The sequence below is a fragment of the Pseudomonas sp. MT92 genome (genome assembly GCF_058792515.1).
In genome coordinates, this window is the sequence record NZ_JBXAFA010000002.1 from 434,709 (window position 1) to 455,459 (window position 20,751).

Here is a 20,751-nt window from a genome sequence, read left to right on the forward strand (position 1 = left end):
TTCCAGGGTTGCGCGTATTTCTCGGAGTCTAACAGGGTAACGTCAAATAGCCATCACCGGCGGGCGGGATGAATACCGTGGCATAGCCGTCAAGCGTACGCTCAATGTTTGGCTATACATGAAGACAGGCTTGACGCAAAAACGAGAAAGAGGAGGCCCATGCAGACCTTTCAGGTGTTGATCATAGGTAGCGGCTTTGGTGGTCAGTGTGCGGCGGTCAACTTGCTCAAGGCTGGCATCACCGACTTCCGCCTGCTCGAGCGGCGTGACTTCTTCGGGGGCACCTGGTGCCAGAACACCTATCCGGGCGCTGCGGTCGACGTGCCCTCGCCCCTTTACTCGCTGTCTTTCGCGCCCTACCGCTGGACACAGATGTTCGCCGAACAGGCCGAACTGCATCGCTACACCCGCTATGTCGTGGAGCACTTCGGACTGCGCGACCGGGTGGAACTGCAGGCCAATGTCGAACACGTCGAATGGGACGACGAAAGCAAACGCTGGGCGGTCCACACGGCCGGCAAGGGCACCTTCTACGCGCAGTTCCTGATCAATGCCACCGGGCCCCTGAGCCAGCCTGTGGTGCCACGCTTCGAGGGCCAGGAACGCTTTCGGGGCAAGACTTTTCACACCAACAACTGGGATCACACCTACGACTACCGCCAAAAACGCGTGGCCATCGTCGGCAGTGGCGCCAGTGCGGCCCAGGTGATTCCGGCGATTGCCCCGGATGTCGAGCACCTGCACGTATTCCAGCGCACGCCGCATTGGGTATTGCCCCGGGCTGACCGCTCGTTTGGCCGTTTCCAGCGCTGGTTGCTCGGGCTGAAACCAGCCTACACATTGCTGCGCTGGCTGATTTACTGGCAATTCGAAACCCGGGTGATTGCCTTCAAATACTCGAAACCGGCGATACGCATGGTCCAGCACCAGGCCTTGCGCTTTATCAAACGCCAGGTACCGGACGCCGAACTTCGGCGAAAACTCACGCCGGACTACACCATCGGCTGCAAACGGGTGATTCTGTCGAGCACGCTGTACCCGGCACTGGGTCGCAGCAATGTGACGCTGCACAGCCGTGAACAAGGCATCGCCGCCCTCGATGAAACCGGCATCATCATGCAGGACGGGCAACACATCGATGTGGACCTGATCGTCTGGTCCACCGGCTACGACGCCACCGACGGGGTGATCTCCTACCCGGTCACCGGCAAGCATGGCACTCGCCTGAAAGATGTCTGGGCCCCGTTCCCCCGTGCCTACCTCGGCACCAGCCTGCCGGACTTTCCCAACCTGTTTATCGTCACCGGTCCGAACACCGGCATCGGCCACACGTCGGCGCTGTTTATCATCGAATCGCAGATGAATTACATCCTCGATTGCATTCGCACCCTTGAATCGCGAGGTTTACGCAGCATCGAAGTTCGCCCCGAGGCAGAACGTACCTACACTGAAATGATCCATAGAGAAATGGAACGCACCGTGTGGAAGTCAGGAGGCTGCCACAGTTGGTATCAAAGCAAGAGCGGTCATGTGATTGCCATGTTTCCGGGGTTCAGTTTCAGCTTCCATCGCTTGACCCGAGCCCTGAAACCCGCCGATCACATCTTGTCCTGAACCGTTAGAAGGAAGGCGCCTGATGCTTTTACTGGTTGTCGCTATCGCGGTCTTTGCCGCCTGGAGCTGGTTGAGTTACCCGGCCGTCGGCTACTGGCTTTATGACTTGAGCGTGGCCACCGAGGCCAAACTGTACAAGTTGCACAAGATCGTCGTGCCCATTTCAGAAATGACCGTCTCGACCTGGCAAGGCGGCCCTTATGAGGCGTCCAGCAACGTCTTGATGCTGCACGGCTTCAGTGCCGACAAAAATCTCTGGCTGCGTTTTGCCCGGCACTTTGTCGGCAGCTACCGGGTGATCATCCCCGACATCGCCGGCCATGGCGAAACCGGCTTCAAGGAAGGCGGCGGCTATGACATCCCGCTGCAGGCCAAGCGCATGATCCAGCTGCTCGATGTCTGTGGGGTCGACAAGGTCCATGTGATCGGCAACTCGATGGGCGGCTACATCGCTGCATGGTTGGCGGCCACCTATCCGGACCGCATTGCCTCGGTCGCCCTGTTCGACCCGGCGGGTGTCACCGCGCCCGAACCCAGTGACCTGGAACGGCACTTGGCCAAGGGCCACAACCCGTTCCTGATCAACTCCCGGGAAGAATTCAAATACTTCTATGGCATGACCATGGCCGCCCCTCCCTGGGTGCCGCGCGTGGTGCTGGACGCCATGGCTCATCGTTATGAACAGGCACGCGACGAACTGGAAGAAATCTTCCGCGACTTTCGCGCCAGCCCACCGATGGAGCCGAAGCTTCCAGGCATACAGGCGCCGGCGCTGTTGCTGTGGGGACGCAAGGATCGCTTGATCGACGTCAGCAGCGTGGCCATCTGGAGCAAAGGCCTGGCCAACCTGCGCGTGGAAGTCTGGGAGGGTATCGGGCACATGCCCATGGTCGAAGCGCCAGCCGGTTCGGCACGCCTGTATCGGGAGTTTTTGGCATCCCTGCGCTCGGAAAGCCCTCAGGATCAACGCCTGCACTGAGGATGCAGTCCTTTGCAGAATGAAGTTCGTCAGAAACTTCGTTTGTCGGCGACGCGGAAGGCTGCGATCTTTTGCTCAACGTCACCGCGCCAGGAATTGTGTTCATGAATCATCCGAACTTCGTCAGCCCCGACCTGATCCGCCAACGCTTCTCCAAAGCGATGTCCGACATGTACCGCGAAGAGGTACCTCTATACGGCGCGCTGATGGAACTGGTGGAGCAGACCAACCGTCATGTGCTGGACAGCGATCCGCAAGTGGCCCGGCAGTTGAACAGCACCGGCGAAATCGAGCGCCTGGACCTGGAGCGCCATGGCGCGATCCGTGTCGGCACGGCGACAGAACTGGCGACCCTCGCCCGTCTGTTCGCGGTGATGGGCATGCAGCCGGTGGGTTATTACGACCTGACGCCGGCCGGGGTGCCTGTGCACTCCACCGCGTTTCGTGCCGTGCATGAAGAGGCGCTGCAAGTCAGCCCGTTCCGGGTATTCACCTCGCTGTTGCGCCTGGAACTGATCGAGGACCTGGAGCTGCGGGCATTCGCCCAATCGACCCTCGACAAGCGCTCGATCTTCACCCACACCGCGCTGACCCTGATCGACTGCGCCGAAACCCAGGGTGGACTCACCGAATCACAAGCCCGGGATTTCGTCGAGCACGCGCTGGAAACCTTCCGCTGGCATCACAGCGCTACCGTCACCGCCGAGCAGTATCGCCAGCTCAGCGCCCAGCATCGCCTGATTGCCGATGTGGTGGCTTTCAAGGGGCCGCACATCAATCACCTGACGCCACGCACCCTGGACATCGATATCGTCCAGGCGCAAATGCCGGCGCGCGGCATCACCCCTAAAGCCGTGATCGAAGGCCCGCCCCGCCGCCAGTGCCCGATCCTATTGCGCCAGACCAGTTTCAAGGCACTCGACGAGCCGATCGCGTTCACCGATCAGGCCGAGGCCCGGGGCAGCCACAGCGCCCGCTTCGGTGAAATCGAACAACGCGGCGCAGCCCTCACCCCTAAAGGACGGGCGCTGTACGACCGTTTGCTCAATGCGGCGCGCGATGAGCTCAAGGATTTCCCCAACGAAGCCAACGCCGCACGCTATAACGCGCTGATGGTGCAACATTTCAGCGAGTTTCCCGACACCTATGAAGGCATGCGCCAACAGGACCTGGCGTACTTTCGCTATTTCGTGACGGAAAAAGGCCAGGCCGCAAAGGCGCTGAACACCTTGACGCTGGAGGACCTGGTCAGCGGTGGCTATCTGCGGGTCGAACCCTTGGTGTACGAAGATTTTCTGCCGGTCAGTGCGGCGGGGATATTCCAGTCAAACCTGGGGGATGCGGCACAAACCCACTACGGAGTGCATTCCAACCAGCAAGCGTTCGAGCAGGCCCTGGGCCGTCCGACGATTGATGAACTGGGGTTGTATGCCGAGACACAGCGGCGTTCGATCGAGCAGTGTTTCGCCGAATTGAAGAAATAGTCGTAAAAAAATCGCAGACCGTGACAGCCCCCGCAGGAGCTGTCACAGGCTGCGATGGTTTGATGTTCTACTTCAGTTTCGCCAACAAGGCTTCGGCAGCCGCTTGCGACGACGCCGGATTCTGACCGGTCAGCAACAGACCATCGGTCAGCACATAGCTCGCCCAGTCAGGCCCCTTGGAATAAATTCCGCCCTTGGCCTTGAGTTCGTCCTCCACCAGAAACGGCACGACGTGGGTCAATTGCACCGCTTCTTCTTCGCTGTTGGTAAATCCCGTCACCTTCTTGCCCTTGACCAGTGGCTGACCATCGGCGCCCTTGGCATGACGCAACACGCCCGGCGCATGGCACACCGCCGCGACCGGCTTACCTGCCTTGTAAAACGCTTCGATCAGCGCGATTGAATGTTTATCTTCGGCCAGGTCCCACAACGGCCCGTGGCCGCCAGGGTAGAAGATTGCGTCGTAATCGTCGGCCTTCACCGAGCTGAGTACGACCGTCGACGCCAACGCCGACTGTGCTGCGGAATCCTTGCGAAAGCGCTCGGTGGCTTCGGTTTGCGCGTCCGGCTCATCGCTTTTCGGGTCCAGCGGTGGCTGGCCGCCCTTGGGCGAGGCCAGGGTCAACTGAACCCCGGCGTCCTTGAAGGCGAAATACGGGGCGGCGAATTCTTCCAGCCAGAACCCGGTTTTCTTGCCGGTGTTACCCAATTGATCGTGGGACGTTAAAACCATCAGGATTTTCATATCGTCTTCACTCCGTCTCGGGACTGCAGTGGGGGCATTAGCCGTGATGCGCACAATGTTGCACATCGATCCTGCCGTATGACCTTCGTAAGGTGCTGATCGTTCGGCCTGCCGGGTGCCAAGCATACTGCGTGATAAGCGAAATCACCTGTCGATAGCCACATTGAACTCAAAACAAGTCGCGCTTCAAACAGCTGCAAGCGCTGCGTTTCAGCGACCGTAACATGGCCTGGACCTGATGAAACATCCGAAACTTCAGCGTTCGATAAGTGGCGTTCATTGCCAATCGGGAAAGTCGGCACAAGCGCAATCAATACCGAGCTGCGCGGGCGATCAATTTATTTCTTGGGGGGCATAAAGAAAACAGACAGGACTGACGGCTGATCAAAGTGTTCGCCCAGTGCATTGGCCTCGGCAATCCTTGCACTGGTAAAGAGCCCCTGCGCTGGGCGAACGAAACGCATTTTAATTGATGTCGCCGGGAAAGTCCGCGCTTACAACATGAAATTTGCAGTTACATCTATTACTGAAATATCAGCGGACAATTTATTCAAACAAATAAACTCAAACTCACCCGCTCATTTCTGAATAGCAGATTGTTCTTGTACAACGCTTATACAAGAACAATCACCCTGTAAACCAAATATCCATTTATTTCAGAGTGGTTACTTTTAATACATCGGTATAAGTCACCACCACACTCTGGCCTTTTTTCAGGTCCTTGAGTTTGGCCTGAACTTCAGGTCGTTGGACGTCGACCGTCTTCGACTGGCCGGCAGGGTTTTTAAACGTCACACGATGGTGCTTGAGATCGATATCCGTGATCTGCAACTCCACCTTCACCTGACGGTAGGCTTCTCCACCGGGCTTGGTCGAGCCTGGTGCATTGCGTACTTCGCCTGTGTATTCGGTAGTGCCAGGCAGGCCTTTGTCGACGCTGGTGTCGAGGGAGACCGCGACCGAGTGCAGAACATCGACCTTGACCTGATCACCGGGCTTCAGCTTGTCCAGGTTCTTGGCCTTTTCAGTGAGTTGCAACGACACCTGATTGCCTTCAGGGCCTTCCAGCACCACCTGACGGTTAGGGACGTCGACCGACACGACTTTGGTGGTGACATGATCGGAAATAACGGATTCCGCCAGCGGGATGTCCGCAGCGAAAGCACTGAGGCTGGCAGTGGACAACACAGCAGCCAGGCTGATTGCCTGGGTCAATGTGGAGAGCTTGCGTGTGTGACGTTTCATAGCGGTACTTTCCCTGTGAAGAATGGCAGCGAAAGGCGCTCCACCTTGATCAAGCGCCGACCGTGCCGATGAGCATAGACGCAGATCAGGGAGTGCTCGCGGTTTCTTGCACTGTGGATTCGCTGGATGGTCGCGCCTCGTCGGGGGCGTTCGGTGTTCCGGCTCAATACCCGGTCATTTCCAGATAGCCCTGTCCGCCATGGCTGCCACTCAAGCGTACCGGCCCTTCCCAGTACGGAATGCGCAAATTCATCCAGGCGTTTGGGTTGAGGGCGCTGATGATGATGTCCAGGTGCTTGCCGGGAATCTGGATCGACCAGCTGACCGGCATCGAACGCCCGGCCACCCTGGCGCTGTCCTTCACCGTGAGGCGGATGTCGCCGGCCTTCAACAGCTGCGTCTGCCCCTGGGCGTCGATCCACGTACCGGTCAGGTAAGGAGCGCCGTCCTTTTGCCGCATGCGATAGAGCATCACCTGTTCGCCGCTGTCCAGGTGTAGGGAAAACCAGTCCCATCCCGTCTGGTTGGCAGTCAGGGGCTGGCTGCTCCATTCACGGTCGAGCCACGCGGGACCGCTGACTTGATAGCGCTGGCCATCGATCTCCAGGCTGCCGCTGGCCTCGAAAAACGGCTGGCTGTAGTAATACGACGCCTGGCCCTGTTCGGACTTCTGGCTGAACCCCTTATCCCCTTGCAGCACCGATGGCTTTGTCGATGTCAGCCGCAGTTGATAGCCGAACCCCTTGTCGCGGGCGCTGAGTTGCAACTCTGTCAGTGGATCGGCACCCGTTGCCTGACTGCTCAAATGCCAGTCGTCGATCCACGCATTGAACGGCGTCAGGCTCACTCCGGCCTGGCCAACGCCGCCACGGGCGTAGCGTTCGGCGGCGTGATGCACCGAGGCCGAAGTCACGGCCGCGTGGCCGAGCCACAGCGTCTGATTAACCCAACCTGCCTGCTCGGGTGTGGCTGTCAGGGCACTGCGAAACAGCGTCCATTGCACGCCGAATTCACGGCCCTGCTCGTCCTTGAGGTTGGCGGTGACGTACCACCACTCAATGCGAAAGCCATCGTGGGGGCCATGATCCGCCGGAAAACCAAACACGCGACCCGGGACCACCGGGGTGAATGCGGCCGCTTGATTGCCGAGGCCGGCAAAGCCTTTGTCTGCCGGCACCGGCTGATCGCAACCGCCAAGCAAGGCCGCGATCAGCCATACGCCCAGCCTAATCCTCATGGGCAAAAGTCCTCAGCAGGTCAGCCGGTTGCGTGCGGTACAGCGAATACAGCGGCCATGCCGAGGCCAACAACGTTGCCAGCAACGCCAGCCCCATCAGTTGCAGCAATTGCAGCGGGAACACCCGCAACGGCAGGCGCCAACCGAAGGCCTGGACGTTGATCACCGCGTCCAGGCACCAGGCCAGGGCAATGCCCAGCGGCAACGCCAGCACCAGCGTCAGCAGCGCCAGCAACCAGGTTTGCCCGAGGTTGAGCAGCATCAGTTGCCGGCGCGTCACGCCCAGCGCCCACAGTGGCGCCAGTTGTCCGAGGCGGCTTTGGCTTTGGGTCAATAAGCTGATGAACAGCGCCACACCCGCTACGCACAGCGTCAGGCTATTGAGCGCGGCGGTGGCGGCAAAGGTGCGTTCGAACACTTGCGAGGACCAGCCCTTGAGCCGGGACTGATCGACGATGCGGCTGTCATCGAGCGCGAAACGCGCTTGCAGCGCCGTGACGAACGGTGTGATCAATGCCGGCTCGATGCGCAGGTTGAAACGGTTCGGCGTCAATTGCGGCCAGCCGCGCAGCAGGTGGTTGACGTTAACCAGCACGTGGCCCTTCGGATTGCCGTAGTCGGCGTAGATCCCGACGATGCGCGGTGACCACTGGCCCGTGGGCGTGGGAATCGTCAAGTGATCGCCCAGTCGCACTTTCAAACGCCGGGCCAGTTGCTCGCTGAGCATCAACGCGTCGTCCTTGGCCAGACGATCCCAGGGGTTGTCGCCCAAGGCTTCGAGCAGTGGCCAATGCTCGCGGTAAGTCGGGTGATCGATCACGCCGAAGACATCCACCGGCCAGCCTTGCAACTGGATCGCCACTTGCCAGGTCGGCAGCACCGCCGTGAGCTGCGGCTGTTGTTTGAGCCAGGTGTGCAGTTCACGGGACTGGGCCGGGTTTTGCGGATTGAGGTACAGCTCGGCGGTGAGCCGTTGCTCGAGCCAGTTGCTGAAGGTCTGGCGAAAACCGGCGGTCATGCTGCCGGCCCCGATGTTCGCCGCCAGCGCCAGGAGCAAGGCCATCAGTGCCAGACTCAGGGCGGGCAATTGCTGACGGCAATCGGCCAGAAACCATTGGCCGAGCACGGATCGACTGCCTCGGAGCAAGCCATTGAGCAACGTATTGAGCAACACCGGCAAGGCCAGCGCGGCCCCCAGCAGCAGCGTCGCCATCAGGACGAAACCGCTGGCCAGGCTGTCACCGCGCAGCAACGCCAGCCATGCGACAACCAAGGCCATCGCCGCCACCCAGCCCTGGCGCCACAGCCACCGCGCATGGGCCTGATGCCAGGCCTGCGGATTGGCCAGCGCCAGTAACGGCAAACGCGCCGCCCGCCACAAACTGTTGGCGCCGGCCAGCAAGGCACCGAGCAGGCTGAGGCCGATCCCGCTGAGCCACCACAGCGGACTCAGGCTCAACTGCCCCGCCACTTCGGCGCCATACAACCCGCGCAGGCTGGCGGCGACATCCGGGAGCAATACGCCGGCCAGCCAATAGCCGCTCACCACGCCGGCCACCCCGCCCATCAGCGCCAGCACGCCCAGCTCGACGGCCAGACAGGTGATCAGCATCCGCGCACTCACCCCACAGGCACGCAGGGTTCTGAGCAATCCTCGACGCTGCTCCAGCGCCAGTCCGATGGCGGCGTGAACGATGAACAGGCCGACCACGAATGACAAAAAACCCAAGGCATCGAGGTTCAGGTGAAAGCTGTCGGTCAGGCGCGCCAGATTGTTTTCTTCGCCAGCGGTCTTGAGCTGAAGTTGCCCCTTGAGCGCCTCCGGCAGCGTCGCGGTGAAGCCCTTGGGCAGCAGCAGACGCGACAACTGATCCGGCAATCCAAGAATCTGTTGGGCGAACCCGATGTCCACCAGCAACACCCCGGGGGCCATGTCGCCTTGCGCGTGCAAGGGCGGCAGTATCTGACCATTTGCCGCGAGCGGGCGCGCCCCTTCGCTCAACCCCAGGGCCTGCAAAGTCTGCGGCGAAATCCAGGTGCTGCCCGGTGCCGTGAAAAATCCGACAATTTGTTCAATGGCCAGGGCCTGCCCGGCCACCGCCGCACCGGCCGGCAGTGACACCGGCTCGATGCCCATCAGTTGCAGCCGCTGCTCCTCATGACCCTGAAGTATCAGCCGGCCCTGCAACACCGGCGACACTGGCCAGCCCGCGCGGCGCAGGTCGACAAACAGCTGCTGTGAGAAGGTCCCGCCCCCGGGCGCGCTGAGACTGGCCTGAGGTTCGCCGCCAATCAACTGACTGGCGCGGGCGTAGCTGTCACGCGCCTGGCTGTTCAACGCTTGCACGCCGGTCAGCAGACTGGTGGCCAGCCACAACCCGGTCAGCACACTGAAAAACTGCACCGGATGCAGCCGCCAATGGCTGAGCAACGCGTGCAGGGTCTGGCCGAAAATACGCATCTCAGCGCGCGCCTGCGCCGGCCAGACGCCCGCCGTGCAGCACCACTTTATCGGCCAGCCGCGCCGCGACGTGGGGGCTGTGGGTGACCATCAGCAGGGTCGTCGGGCTGTCATCGAGCAGTTCCAGCAACAGCTTGAGCACGTCATCGCTGGTGGCTTCATCGAGGCTGCCGGTGGGCTCGTCGGCCAACAGCAACGGTGGCCGCGACGCCAGGGCACGCCCCAACGCCACCCGTTGCTGCTGCCCTCCGGACAACTGCTCCGGATATCGCCGCAGCAACTCGCTCAACCCCAGGCGCTGCACCAGATGCGCCTGCCAACGCGGATCATGCCGCCCCGCCAGTCTCGCATGAAACGCCAGATTGTCCTCCACCCGCAGGCTGCCGATCAGGTTGAACTGCTGGAACACCAAACCGATCTCGGTGCGCCGCCAGTTCGCCAGTTGGCTTTCGTTCATCTGCTCCAGGCGATGCCCGCCACTGCGGATACTGCCGCGATCCACCTTGTCCAGACCGGCGATCAAGTGCAGCAAGGTGCTCTTGCCACTGCCCGACTCGCCCATCAGTGCCAGGCTGCTACCGGGTTTCAGGGTCAGATCGACCCCTTGCAACACCGGCAATGGCCCTTGGGGAGTGGCGTAGCTTTTGAAGACGCCGCGGACTTCAAGCATGGAAGAACCTGTTGGATGAGCGTGGGCCAAGAATAGCGGGACTGAATGCTTTTTGTCCGTCGACGATGGCGGCCGCGCCCGGTCTGCGGCGAATTACAAGACTGACGACCGTTTATCGATTTGCACGGCGCCTTTTGCAGCCCTTCCTGTGTGAAGCAAATCCAGCAGGGGCAAGCGCTTGATCGCAATGGGCCGCGGAACCGGAAAATACCCGTCTGACCGTTGGCGGTGATGGATGTTGGAGGCTGGTCTATACCCCTTGGATTGATTTCCGAGTGTTGGAATCCACCGACCTTCCATGGAGGACGAACATGCCGCACCGAGTCATAGTCAATGCTGACGATTTCGGCCTCAGTGCCTGCGACAACGCGGTGATCCTGGGAGCCTTCCAGGCTGGAGTCATCAGTTCCACCACCGCCATGGCCAATATGCCGGCCTTTGAAGCGGCGTGTTCAATGGCCCGGCATCCGTTGCTGGAAGGACGCGTCGGCCTGCACTTCAACCTCACCGCCGGCCGCCCGTTGAGCCGGCGCATTCTGACGCGCCGGACCTTCTGCGACAGCGCCGGCCTGTTTGACCTCAACCTGTCCCGCGCCCGTCTCTGGCTCGGCCATCAGGATCGCCGCGCCGTACACGAAGAACTCGAGGCGCAATGGCAACGCTGCCTGGACAACGGTGTCAGGCCCAGCCATCTGGACTCCCACCAAAACGTGCACACCATCTGGCCGATCGGCGAAATCGTCGCGCGTTTCGCCGCCCACCAAGGGGTTCCCGTACGCCTGGCGCGTAATCTGGGGCCCACGCAGAGCCTGCCCAAACGCATGTTCAAGCAACTGCTCAATCACCGCTTGAACAGCCTGGCCGGCGCCACCGCCGACTACGTGGGCACTCCCCAGGATTTGCGCAACACCACCCCACCGGACGACGGCCTGCTGGAGATCGTCGCCCACCCCAGTCAACTGGGTGCCGACTTTGGCGATGCTTGTCTGGATCAGGGCGAGTCGCTGAGCGAACTGCTGGAACAGCGACTGCCGGGAGTGCCGAGGGTGGCCTATGGCGTGGCTGGCTTTACCCTGGACAACCCTGCGGAGTCGGCAGAGTAAACCTTCGCAACTTTTGCAACAGGATGTCGGAGCCACATCGCCCTACACACCCTTGGGAAAAAACACGAGTACGCAAGGAAATGTCTGACTGCCCAATCGTATCCACTTGGATACAGTTGGGTAATGAATTATCTTGTTCAGCAAACCAGCATTTTCGTGCAATGGCACGCTTCAGTTCGCGATGTGCGAGCCAGGATTGCCATAGCTCGCCGCATTGAGCGCGCTTCTGCGGGTAACCTTGGCGATGTCAAGGCAGTAGGTGACGGCGTTTCCGAAATGCGCGTGGACATAGGCGCGGGCTATCGAGTTTATTTCACTATGCGAAACGGTGTCGTCATCGTCCTGCTGGCCGGTGGCGATAAATCCTCACAAAGCACTGATATCAAACGTGCAAAAAAATTGGCAAAGGAGGTTTAACCTTGAGCCAGACTTTGACGACTTTCGACATGGCAACACTGCTCGACAGTGAAGAAGCTATCAGCGAGTACCTCTCCCAAGTACTGGCAGACGGTGACAACGAGGAGTTTCTTCGCGCTGTCGGCTACGTGATAAAGGCCCGTGGAATGACCCAGATAGCCAAGGATTCAGGCATGGGTCGCGAAAGCCTGTACAAGGCCTTCGCCCCAGGAGCGAAACCGCGATTCGACACGGTATTGAAAGTCATTCATGCCCTCGGCATTGATCTTTGCGCACAACCTGGCCATGTCATCAATCACTGAAATGTCTGATTGGATGCCCTTCGCCTGGCCACTTACTTCACCGCCACCAAGGTAAAACACAACGGCAACTGCGCCGCTTGCTGCTGGTAGCGATCATAGAGTTCCTCGCGGTTGGAATGCGGGTACTCCTTGAAGTGGCTGATCTGCAATCCGGCCGCAATGGCGCCGGTGAAGATGGCGCCCAGGGTGTGGACGAACCAGTAGGACGCAGCCGCCGGTTGCTCGACTTTGCCTTCGTAGACGATCGGTTGGTTCTGGACAAAGGGCTCGGCACGAAAGTACGAGCTGTCCAGGCCGAAAGGGTCGGCGGACTCGGGATCGAACATTTCCAGGAACGGGTGGGTTTCGTACACCACCAGCGCGCCGCCCGGCTTCAGGGTCTGTGCCACGTGGCGGAAGAACTCGCCGATGTCCGGCATCCAGTTCAATACGCCGATGGTGATCAGCGCCAGGTCGAAGCGACCCTGCAACTGAAGCGGCAAGTGGTGAATGTCCGCCTCGATGAATTCGGGATCACGGGGTGAGCGCGACGCCAGTTCCCGCGCCTGATCGAGAAACGCCGCCGACTGATCGACACCCACCACATGCCTGGCACCCAGTGCATACAGCGACAGGCTTTCGCGACCGTTGTTGCAACCCAGTTGCACCACCGCCTTGCCGTCGACCCCGATCTGCGTCAGCAACCCGGTCAGGGTGTCATCCAGGCAAGAGAAATCGGCATGAGTCACCAAGTTCAGCAGCGCCTGCCATTCGGCGCTGTCCTTGTGGTGTCGGGCGGAGTCATTCCAGGCATCGCGGTTGCTGGCGATGGCTTTATCTTTTGTCGGCATTTCCATTGCACACTCCAGAATCGGGTCTTGATTGACCGCGCCGATTCTAGTCCATGCCTGGCATTCGCCCCATCCGGGCTTTGTTGTGATCTTGTAAACCCGGCCGCACCGACGCCTGGCCACGGGAGCGCTATAGTTAAAGGCCTTGGGGAAATGCGCGAAAGCCGATTTCGCAGGTGCTGCCATGAACAAGACCGAACAGACGCTGTTGCTTGCCTTCTGCCTGACTGCCGCCACGACGGTGTTCGCGGATGACAGCCTGATGCAAACCGACCAGGCCAATACCGAATTCCATTATTACGGGGCAGACCAGCCCTTCGCCCACCCCTCGCCACCGTCCATAAACACCGTGCCGCCAGGGTCGTACATCCCCACAGCGCCCGGTGATTTCATTCCGGTTTCCAGCGAGCACGTGTTCTCCGACTCACGCCTGCCGACGGTGGCCGATACTACCGTTCGCGTGTTCATCCGCTCCTACGATCCGGAACGCGGTGTCTACGTCAACCAGGAAGTCCTCGACCCCTCGTGCATGATGGCCTGTCGCAGCGCACCGGACCCGGCCCTGTAACGGGCAGCTCCAAGCTCCAAGCCTCAAGCTTGGAGCTTGGAGCTTGGAGCTGCCCCCCCCCCTACTACCACTGCCGCTTGTCCGGGCGAGCGAGGCCGAGTTTTTCGATCCGGTAACGCAGCATGTCGCGGCTCAGGCCCAACAGGCGCGCGGACTTGGTGACGTTCCAGTCGGTCTTGTCGAGCATTTTGCGCACCATGTCACGCTCCACTTCCGGCAGGTTCATCGACTCGGTGCCGTTATAGGACGGACGTGGCTCGCTGGGGGGCGGCTCGTGCTGAAACATCGGCGGCTCGTCCATCAGGCTCAGGCAGACATTCAGCTGATGGGCGGCGATGGTGTCGCTCTGGGCCAGCAACACGGTTTGCTCGAGCATGTTGCGCAACTCGCGCACGTTGCCGGGCCAGCTGTAATTGAGCATCAACTCTTCGGCCTGATCACTGAAATGCAGGTGTGGCTTGCCATAGCGTTTGCCATGAGTCGCCAGAAAGTGGCGGGCCAGCAACAGAATGTCTTCCCCCCTGGCATACAGGCGCGGCACCTTGATCGAGATGATGCGCAGACGGAAAAACAGGTCGCGGCGGAACTTGCCCTGCTGGACCATTTGTTCAAGGTTGCAGTTGGTGGCGCTGATCACCCGCAGATCGACTTTGCGCTCCTTGACCGAACCGACCCGGCGAATCGTCCGGTCCTCCAGCAGCTTCAGCAACTTGGCCTGCAGCAACAGGTCCATTTCACCGATCTCATCGAGAAACAGCGTGCCGCCATCGGCCGCTTCGACCAGACCGAGGCGACGGTCCTTGGCGTCGGTGAACGCGCCCTTCTCGTGGCCGAACAACTCCGACTCCACCAGATTGGACGGAATCGAGGCGCAGTTGAATTCGATGAACGGCCCTTTGGCGCGTGGACCGTCGAAATGCAGGGCCCGGGCCACCAGCTCCTTGCCGGTGCCGGTTTCGCCTTCCACCAGTACCGGTGGCAGATCGGAGTTGGCCATGCGGCGTTCGGCGTCGAGCAACTGGCTGATGGTGCCCTTGAGGTAAGCCATCGGTGCCGACTCACCGATCAGTGCCTGCACCCCGGATTTCTGCGCTTCGCGTTCCTGGTAGAACGACAGCGTGCGCTCCATCCGATCAGTGGCCAGGGCCTTGTCCAGCAGCAGCTTGAGCTCTGGCAAGGCCACCGGTTTGGTCACGTAATGGAAGGCGCCTTCTTTCATCGCCACCACGGCGTCTTCGACATTGCCGTAGCCCGTCATCATGATCACTTTCAGATCCGGCGCGCTGATGCGCAATCGCTGGATCAGGTCGTGACCGCTCATGCCCGGCAAGGAGTTGTCGGTCAGCACGACGTCGGGAACGAAGGTTCCCAGTTGCTCCAGCGCGTCTTCCGCCGAGTGGCAGACGGTCACCTCGAAGTCCTTGCGCTCCAGGTAGGTCTGAATATTCTCGGCGAGCAGTTCATCATCCTCGACCAGCAATATGCTGTGCTCCATATTCCCCTCCCGTTGCCACTTTAAAATTGAGACGGACGCAGGTTCCTTCCTGCTCCTGGCTGGTCAGTTCGACCGAGCCTTCAAAGCGCTCCATGATTCTTTTGACCAGGGCAAGGCCAACGCCAAGTCCCCCTTGTTTGGTCGTGAAGAACGGCTTGAAGACCAATTGTTGTTGTTGCCGGGTCATGCCCTTGCCGGTGTCATTGATCATCAGACTCACCTGCCCGGGCGACGTCGATTCGACATCGATGCTCAACACGCCGCCCTTGGGCATGGCTTCCAGGGCATTGGCGAACAGGCTATTGAGAATTTGCGTCAACAGCACCTGTTGGCTGACGACCGGTGGAACACTCTTGGGCGTGAAGCGCACTTCGACATTCGAGCGTTTGATCAAGGGGTCGAAGGCGCTCAGGGCGTCGTCGACGGCCAACACCAGATCGACGTTTTCATCGTCGTCATTCACCGGGCGCAACGACACCAGCAACTCGCGGACCCAGCGTGACATGCGATCGACTTGGCTGATGATGTCGCCGATGTTTTTCTGCGCGGTCTGGCTGGCGATTTCCTGAGCCAGTTCGGCGCTGGAGCGGATGTTCGCCAGCGGGTTACGCAGACTGTGGGCGACCGCCGAGGACATTTCCCCCAGGGCGACAAACGTCTCGTTGGCGATCAGTTGTTTCTGCTGACTCTGCAGCAGCATGGCCGCCCGCCGCACGATCCAGAACAGCCCCAGGTAAATGGCCGCGCCACCGAGCAGGGTCGCCAGCCAGATCGCCTTGAATCCACGCTGGATGCGCGCCACCAGATCGACCGGCTCCTTGTAGATTTCCACCATGGCAATCACTTTGCTTTTGTCGGCGTTGAACATCGGGATGTAGTTCTCGACGAACAAATATTCGGGTTCGCGCAGCAGTTTTTGCTCGGGACGCTCTTCATCGATTTCGTGGTAGCTGGTGGACACCGTCTCCTTCATTTCGAAGGACTCGTCCAGCTCCTCGTCGCCTTCGACGCGCATGCCGATCATTTCCGGGTTGGTCGACCAGACCACGGTGCGATCCAGTGCATACACCACCGCCAACAGACAGTCCGGCAGGTGCTCGACATGGTCGAGAAACTCTATGCGGGCAGCGGCCCGAGAACCGGGATTGACGTCGGGGTAGGCGTTGTCCAGCCGCGGGTCGAGCATTTCGCCCATGGTCCTGGTCGTGGTGATCCCGGCATGGCGAATTTCTGCGTCACCAATGGCCTGAATGAATTGGGCGGTGAGCATCGAATCGCGCTCGATGCTCTCTTCAACCACGAAACGCGTGGACACATAACCCAGCCCCAGGGCCACCGCAGCAATGATGAAAAAGCTGGCCAGGGAAAACCAGCGCACCAGATTGAAGGCCGGACGCCAGCCCTTGCCGGGTGCGGCCGGAGTATCAGGCGCAGGTGTTTTTTGTTGTTCTAGTATCTGCATGGAACCGTCCTGGATACTTGAAACCAGTCTTCTTAGCCATGTTCCGAATCAGTGTAGGTGGCAATGATCGGGATAGGCTGCCCAATGAAAGTATTTCGCCACTATTGCGCCAGGGTCTTATCGGCTGCCTGGCCGGGCAGCGCGATGGCGTGACGATGTTCCGGCTCTTCTGCGCGGGTAGCCAACGACGTCGCGACCGGATGCTGACGGTCGGTCTCTTCCTGGAGGAAGTCGATGATGGACTGCGCCGAATGCTCGTCCATGCGCAGGTTGGGCATCGGTATCTTGTCGAAGCGTTCGAACAGCTCCATGGCGATGGGGTCTTTTTCCGCGAGCATGCGGTCCGGCTCGCGAATCCAGCGGTTGAGCCAGGCCGGATCACGTTGTCGGGTCACGCCGACCAGATCGGGGCCAATGCTGCGCATGCCGATGCCCTGCCCGTCCAGCGGGCCAAGGCTGTGACACGACGCGCAGCGGGTGCGAAACAGTTCTTCGCCATTGCTCGGCGGCCGGATGGGCGGGGCGTCGGCGTAGCTCTGCTCAATGCTCGGTTGCTTCCAGTTCTGCAAGGTGTTGGCCAGTTGATCGGCCAGAATCCACGGGTTTTCGAACGGCGACGCTTTCATCCAGCGCCCGGTTTGCTGGTTGCCGACAATCAGGCTCAGGTTGTGATCCTTGCTGCGCCCGTTATCGACACCTTCGATGAACAAGCCCAGTTTTTGCCGCAACTCGGTGACATCGGCGAATTCCCCGGTGAGGAACTGCCACCCCGGCCCGACCTGGAAGCGTCGCGCATAAGCCTTGAGCACGGCGGGTGTATCGCTCAGGGGATCAATGCTGATGGAATAGAAAAAAACGTCCTTGCCGACCCGGTCGCCGAGCAATTTCTGCACCTGGCGCAAACGCGCGGTTTCCAGCGGACACGAGTCGCTGCAGGAGGTGAAGATGAAGTTGATCACCACCACTTTGCCCTTGATCAGGTCATCGAAAAAACGCACCTGCCGACCGTCCTGGTTGGTCAGCAGGGTGTTGGGGAAATAGTCGCCACCCCACGGGGTGGCGGAGTCGGCGACCGCCGTATCAGCGGCTGTCGGCAGAGGGGCGGGTGTCGACGGCGACTGGCCGGCGACCAGCAACTGGCTGGCCAGCACGCAGGTCGCCAATACCAGCACCAGGTGCATGCCCCAGTCTCGTGAGCGTGGTGTTTGCCACTTCATGTCGACACCCTCCCGGTTCATGGTTTAACGGTCACTTGTGGGCCCAAGCCATCGCCCGTGCGGAAAGTTGGCAACGCGGCGGAGTTCACGTAGCGCACACCGTCCCAACTGGGCAGCGGTGTCGGCATCAACTGGAATTGCCCGGGCTTCTCGATGTCCCAACGCAGCAGCATCGAGTTGTCCTCATGCTGGGTGTTGTGACAGTGCTCCATGTAGGTCCCGGCAAATTCGCGGAAGTTGATCGCCATTTCCACGCTGTCCAGGCCATCCTTTTCCGAGCCGATGCGGTACACGTCCTTGCGTGCCCATTTCTCCCATTCCGGTGGCGCCTTGCCGCCGCGACTGAGGATGATCCCTTCCTCGAAATGCACATGCACCGGGTGACTCCAGCCTGTACCACCGGCCTTGATGTTCCACACTTCCAGGGTGCCGAAACCGGCGGCCCCGGCATCGGTGGGGCCGCTGGCCAACTGGGTCGATGCGTTCAAGCGACGAGGGTCCATGTGGAAGCCGAAGCCGCCATCGGTCTTGACCGTCCACGGTGCTTCATCAGTGCCATCGGAGCGACCGAAGACGAAGGTGCGGTGACGGGCCTTGGCCAGCAGCGCCTTGTCGGCAGCGTTGTCGCGGTGGATCTTCAGCGGGATCATCACCAGGCCTTCAGCCTTGCCCGGTTTGGCCGGCTCGTACAGCGCCGGGTCCATGGCCAGGTCCTGACCGGTGTAGGGTTTGACGTTGAGTTGCAACACCTTGCCCACCGCCGGATCGCCCTTGTCCCACTGCGGTCCCTTGCTGGTTTGCTTGATCACCGCCAGGTATTTCTCGGACAGCACGTCGGCCAGGGAGACCGGCTCTTTCGGGCCTTTGCCATCGTCGTGCACCAGCAGGTTGACGAAGAAAATCTTGTCGCCCGGCTTGATGCCGTTTTTCGCGAAGTTGACGATGATGTCGAAGCGCTCGGCAATCCCCTGGGTAGGCAGGATTGCGTTGTGGTTCTGTTTATCGCCGTCAGCGTCGAGGTCCATGGTGCCGTCGAAAGGCACGCTGTGCTCCATGATGTTGCCGTCGTTGGCAATCATGTGGAACGGCACGCGGGCATAGGACACACCCGAGCCCTTGGGTCCCTGGAACTCGCCGCTGGTGCCCTTGATTTCACGTACCAGCGCAAACTTGTAGTAACGCGATACCGAGCCGTTGAGCATGCGGAAGCGGTAGCTGCGGGCACGCACATCCAGGCTCGGTTTCCATTGCCAGTTGACCAGCACCTGGTCACCGATAAAGCCATCGGTGTTGAACGGGTTGAACCACAGCTGACCGTTCTGATCCCAGGCCTTGTCGGCGAACACCAGGTTGACGTCGTAGTCGCGGTTACCCCACGGCAAGGCGCTGCCGCTGGGGAAACGCAGGTTGACGCCGTCGTTCACCGACTCGTTGCCACGGTCCAGGGCGCTGTAGTAGTTCATCATCGCCGCGTTGCCCTTGTAGACGTTCTGCGCGGTGAAATCGAGCATGTGGTCGTGGAACCAGTGGGTGCTCATGGTTTCGCGCCAGTCGCCACGGATCTTGATCGTGCCGTTTTCGCAAGTCTTGCGGCTGGGATTGACGTCGTTGGTCCACAGGGTTTCACCGGGTGCGCAGGGGAATGCCGCGCGTGGGTCATGGGCGTCGGTGTTGATGCTGTCATAGCCTGCCAACTGGATCGGCCAGCGATAGTCGTAGTACTGACCCGGGAAGAAAAACGCATTGGCATAGCCGTCGCTTTCCGCCGGCGCGTGACCGTTGTGTTCGTGGGTGCTGATGGTGTGCAGGCCAAACCCCATGTTCGCCGACGGGTCGATGGGCAAGCCGTTGTAGTGGCGCATCAGCACCGGTTGGCCGTAACGCACCATCAACAATTTGGGCGGCAGGGTGCCGTCGAAGGTCCACACCGAGTTGTGGTTCTGCACGGGCATGGCCGGGTGAAAGCGCGCATCGACGCCCTTGGCGGTACCATCCGTGGCCGGCACACCGGCGACGTTGTGATAGAGGCCACCGGGGCCGAACTCACCGACGGCATAGCCGTGCATCTGATGACTGTCACGCCAGCCGCTGTTGACCCGCGCACCGGTCTGCACGGTCTTGTAGGCCATCTGTGGGTAGAACTCGTTCCAGCGCTGATGCGACCAGCCCTTTCCTGGCGGCCGACCTTCAGCCGACGAACCGATGCGACGGTTGAGGAAATACTCGATCTGCGCCTGCCATGGGTTGCGGTCCACCACATTGGCATACTGACTGGGGAATGGCGTCAGCCCCGGTTGGCGCATGAACGCATCGAGTGCGGCACTGGGTGGCGCACTGCGGGCCGCACTGTTGGGGTCTTGTTGCGGTAACGGGCCAATGGCCGCCGGTGGAAACGGCAAGGGCGCCGCAGGCGTGGTGGGGTCGAGTTTTTCCGGACCGAATTCCTCGAACAGCACCAGTTGCTGCGTGAACGGTTGGGCACCAAACAACGGGCTCGGCTTGCCATTGGTGGGGTAGTTGAAACTGGTCTGCACCGTGGGCGGCAGAACGTTCTCTACCCGCGTGGAGTCACGCGTGCCTTTGACCCCGTCGGGCAAATCGAAGGAATCTTCGTTGGCCTCAGGCATGGTCAGGATGGCATTCAAGGCGGCCGGCTCGTCCGCCGGTTCGTCGTAATACGCAGAAGGATCAGTCGGTTCGGGCTGTCGCTCGTCGTCTATGGGGCCAGCGCGCAGCGTCCCTGTGCTGAGTGTCATTGATAGGAGGACGCTCAAGGGCGCCAGGCCAAACCACTTGAAGGGATACCGCGCTTTTCTGTCCATCACCAGCCGCCTCGTATGCGTGAAGGGGGTGATGGGGGTTTTGCAATTAGCTCGCCAAATTTGTAACAGCGTTATACAAAAGAATTAATACTCAGTGAAA

General features: G+C 60.5%; 17 protein-coding genes. 7 read left to right on the top strand and 10 right to left on the bottom strand.

Features of this window, described 5'->3' with window-relative positions:
- Positions 1–159: 159 nt before the first annotated feature.
- From AC1Q6D_RS05120 to hglS, 3 genes are all read left to right on the top strand, one after another.
- Complete coding sequence (locus AC1Q6D_RS05120; protein ID WP_103405462.1) at positions 160–1,614, top strand: flavin-containing monooxygenase; 1,455 nt, start codon at positions 160–162, stop codon at positions 1,612–1,614.
- Positions 1,615–1,636: 22 nt separating this feature from the next.
- Positions 1,637–2,593: an alpha/beta fold hydrolase gene (locus tag AC1Q6D_RS05125; protein WP_047530608.1), complete on the top strand. Its 957-nt coding sequence runs from the start codon at positions 1,637–1,639 to the stop codon at positions 2,591–2,593.
- A gap of 104 nt (positions 2,594–2,697) precedes the next feature.
- A complete protein-coding gene (hglS, locus tag AC1Q6D_RS05130; protein ID WP_103405463.1) occupies positions 2,698–4,077 on the top strand; it encodes a 2-oxoadipate dioxygenase/decarboxylase HglS in 1,380 nt (459 codons plus the stop codon).
- A 67-nt stretch (positions 4,078–4,144) separates the two neighbouring features.
- Here the strand turns inward: hglS and AC1Q6D_RS05135 are convergent, their stop codons facing one another.
- From AC1Q6D_RS05135 to AC1Q6D_RS05155, 5 genes are all read right to left on the bottom strand, one after another.
- Positions 4,145–4,822, bottom strand: coding sequence for a type 1 glutamine amidotransferase domain-containing protein (locus AC1Q6D_RS05135; RefSeq protein ID WP_103405464.1), 678 nt, complete (start codon positions 4,820–4,822; stop codon positions 4,145–4,147).
- 651 nt (positions 4,823–5,473) lie between these two features.
- Positions 5,474–6,067 carry a hypothetical protein gene (locus AC1Q6D_RS05140; protein ID WP_103405465.1) on the bottom strand — a complete coding sequence of 198 codons (594 nt, stop codon included), beginning with the start codon at positions 6,065–6,067 and terminating at the stop codon, positions 5,474–5,476.
- Between the two features lie 163 nt (positions 6,068–6,230).
- On the bottom strand, positions 6,231–7,304 hold the full coding sequence (locus AC1Q6D_RS05145; RefSeq protein WP_103405466.1) for a lipocalin-like domain-containing protein: 1,074 nt from the start codon (positions 7,302–7,304) through the stop codon (positions 6,231–6,233).
- Complete coding sequence (locus AC1Q6D_RS05150; protein WP_103405467.1) at positions 7,294–9,765, bottom strand: ABC transporter permease; 2,472 nt, start codon at positions 9,763–9,765, stop codon at positions 7,294–7,296. The genes AC1Q6D_RS05145 and AC1Q6D_RS05150 overlap by 11 nt, the downstream gene beginning before the upstream one ends.
- Position 9,766: 1 nt before the next feature.
- Positions 9,767–10,435: an ABC transporter ATP-binding protein gene (locus tag AC1Q6D_RS05155; RefSeq protein WP_103405468.1), complete on the bottom strand. Its 669-nt coding sequence runs from the start codon at positions 10,433–10,435 to the stop codon at positions 9,767–9,769.
- Between the two features lie 311 nt (positions 10,436–10,746).
- Between AC1Q6D_RS05155 and AC1Q6D_RS05160 the strand changes: the two genes are divergently transcribed.
- From AC1Q6D_RS05160 to AC1Q6D_RS05170, 3 genes are all read left to right on the top strand, one after another.
- A complete protein-coding gene (locus AC1Q6D_RS05160) occupies positions 10,747–11,538 on the top strand; it encodes a ChbG/HpnK family deacetylase (RefSeq protein WP_103405469.1) in 792 nt (263 codons plus the stop codon).
- Positions 11,539–11,661: 123 nt separating this feature from the next.
- Complete coding sequence (locus AC1Q6D_RS05165) at positions 11,662–11,955, top strand: type II toxin-antitoxin system RelE/ParE family toxin (RefSeq protein WP_103405470.1); 294 nt, start codon at positions 11,662–11,664, stop codon at positions 11,953–11,955.
- Positions 11,956–11,957: 2 nt separating this feature from the next.
- Entirely contained in the window at positions 11,958–12,257 is a 300-nt protein-coding gene (locus tag AC1Q6D_RS05170) for an addiction module antidote protein (protein WP_090319312.1), read from the top strand.
- A gap of 32 nt (positions 12,258–12,289) precedes the next feature.
- Here AC1Q6D_RS05170 and AC1Q6D_RS05175 read toward each other — a convergent pair whose 3' ends face one another.
- Positions 12,290–13,093 carry a class I SAM-dependent methyltransferase gene (locus tag AC1Q6D_RS05175; RefSeq protein ID WP_103405471.1) on the bottom strand — a complete coding sequence of 268 codons (804 nt, stop codon included), beginning with the start codon at positions 13,091–13,093 and terminating at the stop codon, positions 12,290–12,292.
- A gap of 178 nt (positions 13,094–13,271) precedes the next feature.
- Here AC1Q6D_RS05175 and AC1Q6D_RS05180 point away from each other — a divergent pair, with 178 nt between their 5' ends.
- Positions 13,272–13,655 carry a hypothetical protein gene (locus AC1Q6D_RS05180; protein ID WP_103405472.1) on the top strand — a complete coding sequence of 128 codons (384 nt, stop codon included), beginning with the start codon at positions 13,272–13,274 and terminating at the stop codon, positions 13,653–13,655.
- A 64-nt stretch (positions 13,656–13,719) separates the two neighbouring features.
- On the opposite strand, the gene AC1Q6D_RS05185 is transcribed toward AC1Q6D_RS05180, so the two are convergent.
- From AC1Q6D_RS05185 to AC1Q6D_RS05200, 4 genes are all read right to left on the bottom strand, one after another.
- Positions 13,720–15,150 (bottom strand): sigma-54-dependent transcriptional regulator, encoded by a 1,431-nt coding sequence (locus AC1Q6D_RS05185; protein ID WP_103405473.1) that lies wholly within the window; start codon positions 15,148–15,150, stop codon positions 13,720–13,722.
- Positions 15,119–16,612, bottom strand: a complete 1,494-nt coding sequence (locus AC1Q6D_RS05190; protein WP_103405474.1) for a sensor histidine kinase — start codon at positions 16,610–16,612, stop codon at positions 15,119–15,121. The genes AC1Q6D_RS05185 and AC1Q6D_RS05190 overlap by 32 nt, the downstream gene beginning before the upstream one ends.
- 101 nt (positions 16,613–16,713) lie before the next feature.
- Complete coding sequence (locus tag AC1Q6D_RS05195) at positions 16,714–17,829, bottom strand: SCO family protein (protein ID WP_256590342.1); 1,116 nt, start codon at positions 17,827–17,829, stop codon at positions 16,714–16,716.
- Between the two features lie 17 nt (positions 17,830–17,846).
- Positions 17,847–20,651 (bottom strand): multicopper oxidase domain-containing protein, encoded by a 2,805-nt coding sequence (locus AC1Q6D_RS05200; RefSeq protein WP_103405476.1) that lies wholly within the window; start codon positions 20,649–20,651, stop codon positions 17,847–17,849.
- Positions 20,652–20,751 lie beyond the last annotated feature (100 nt).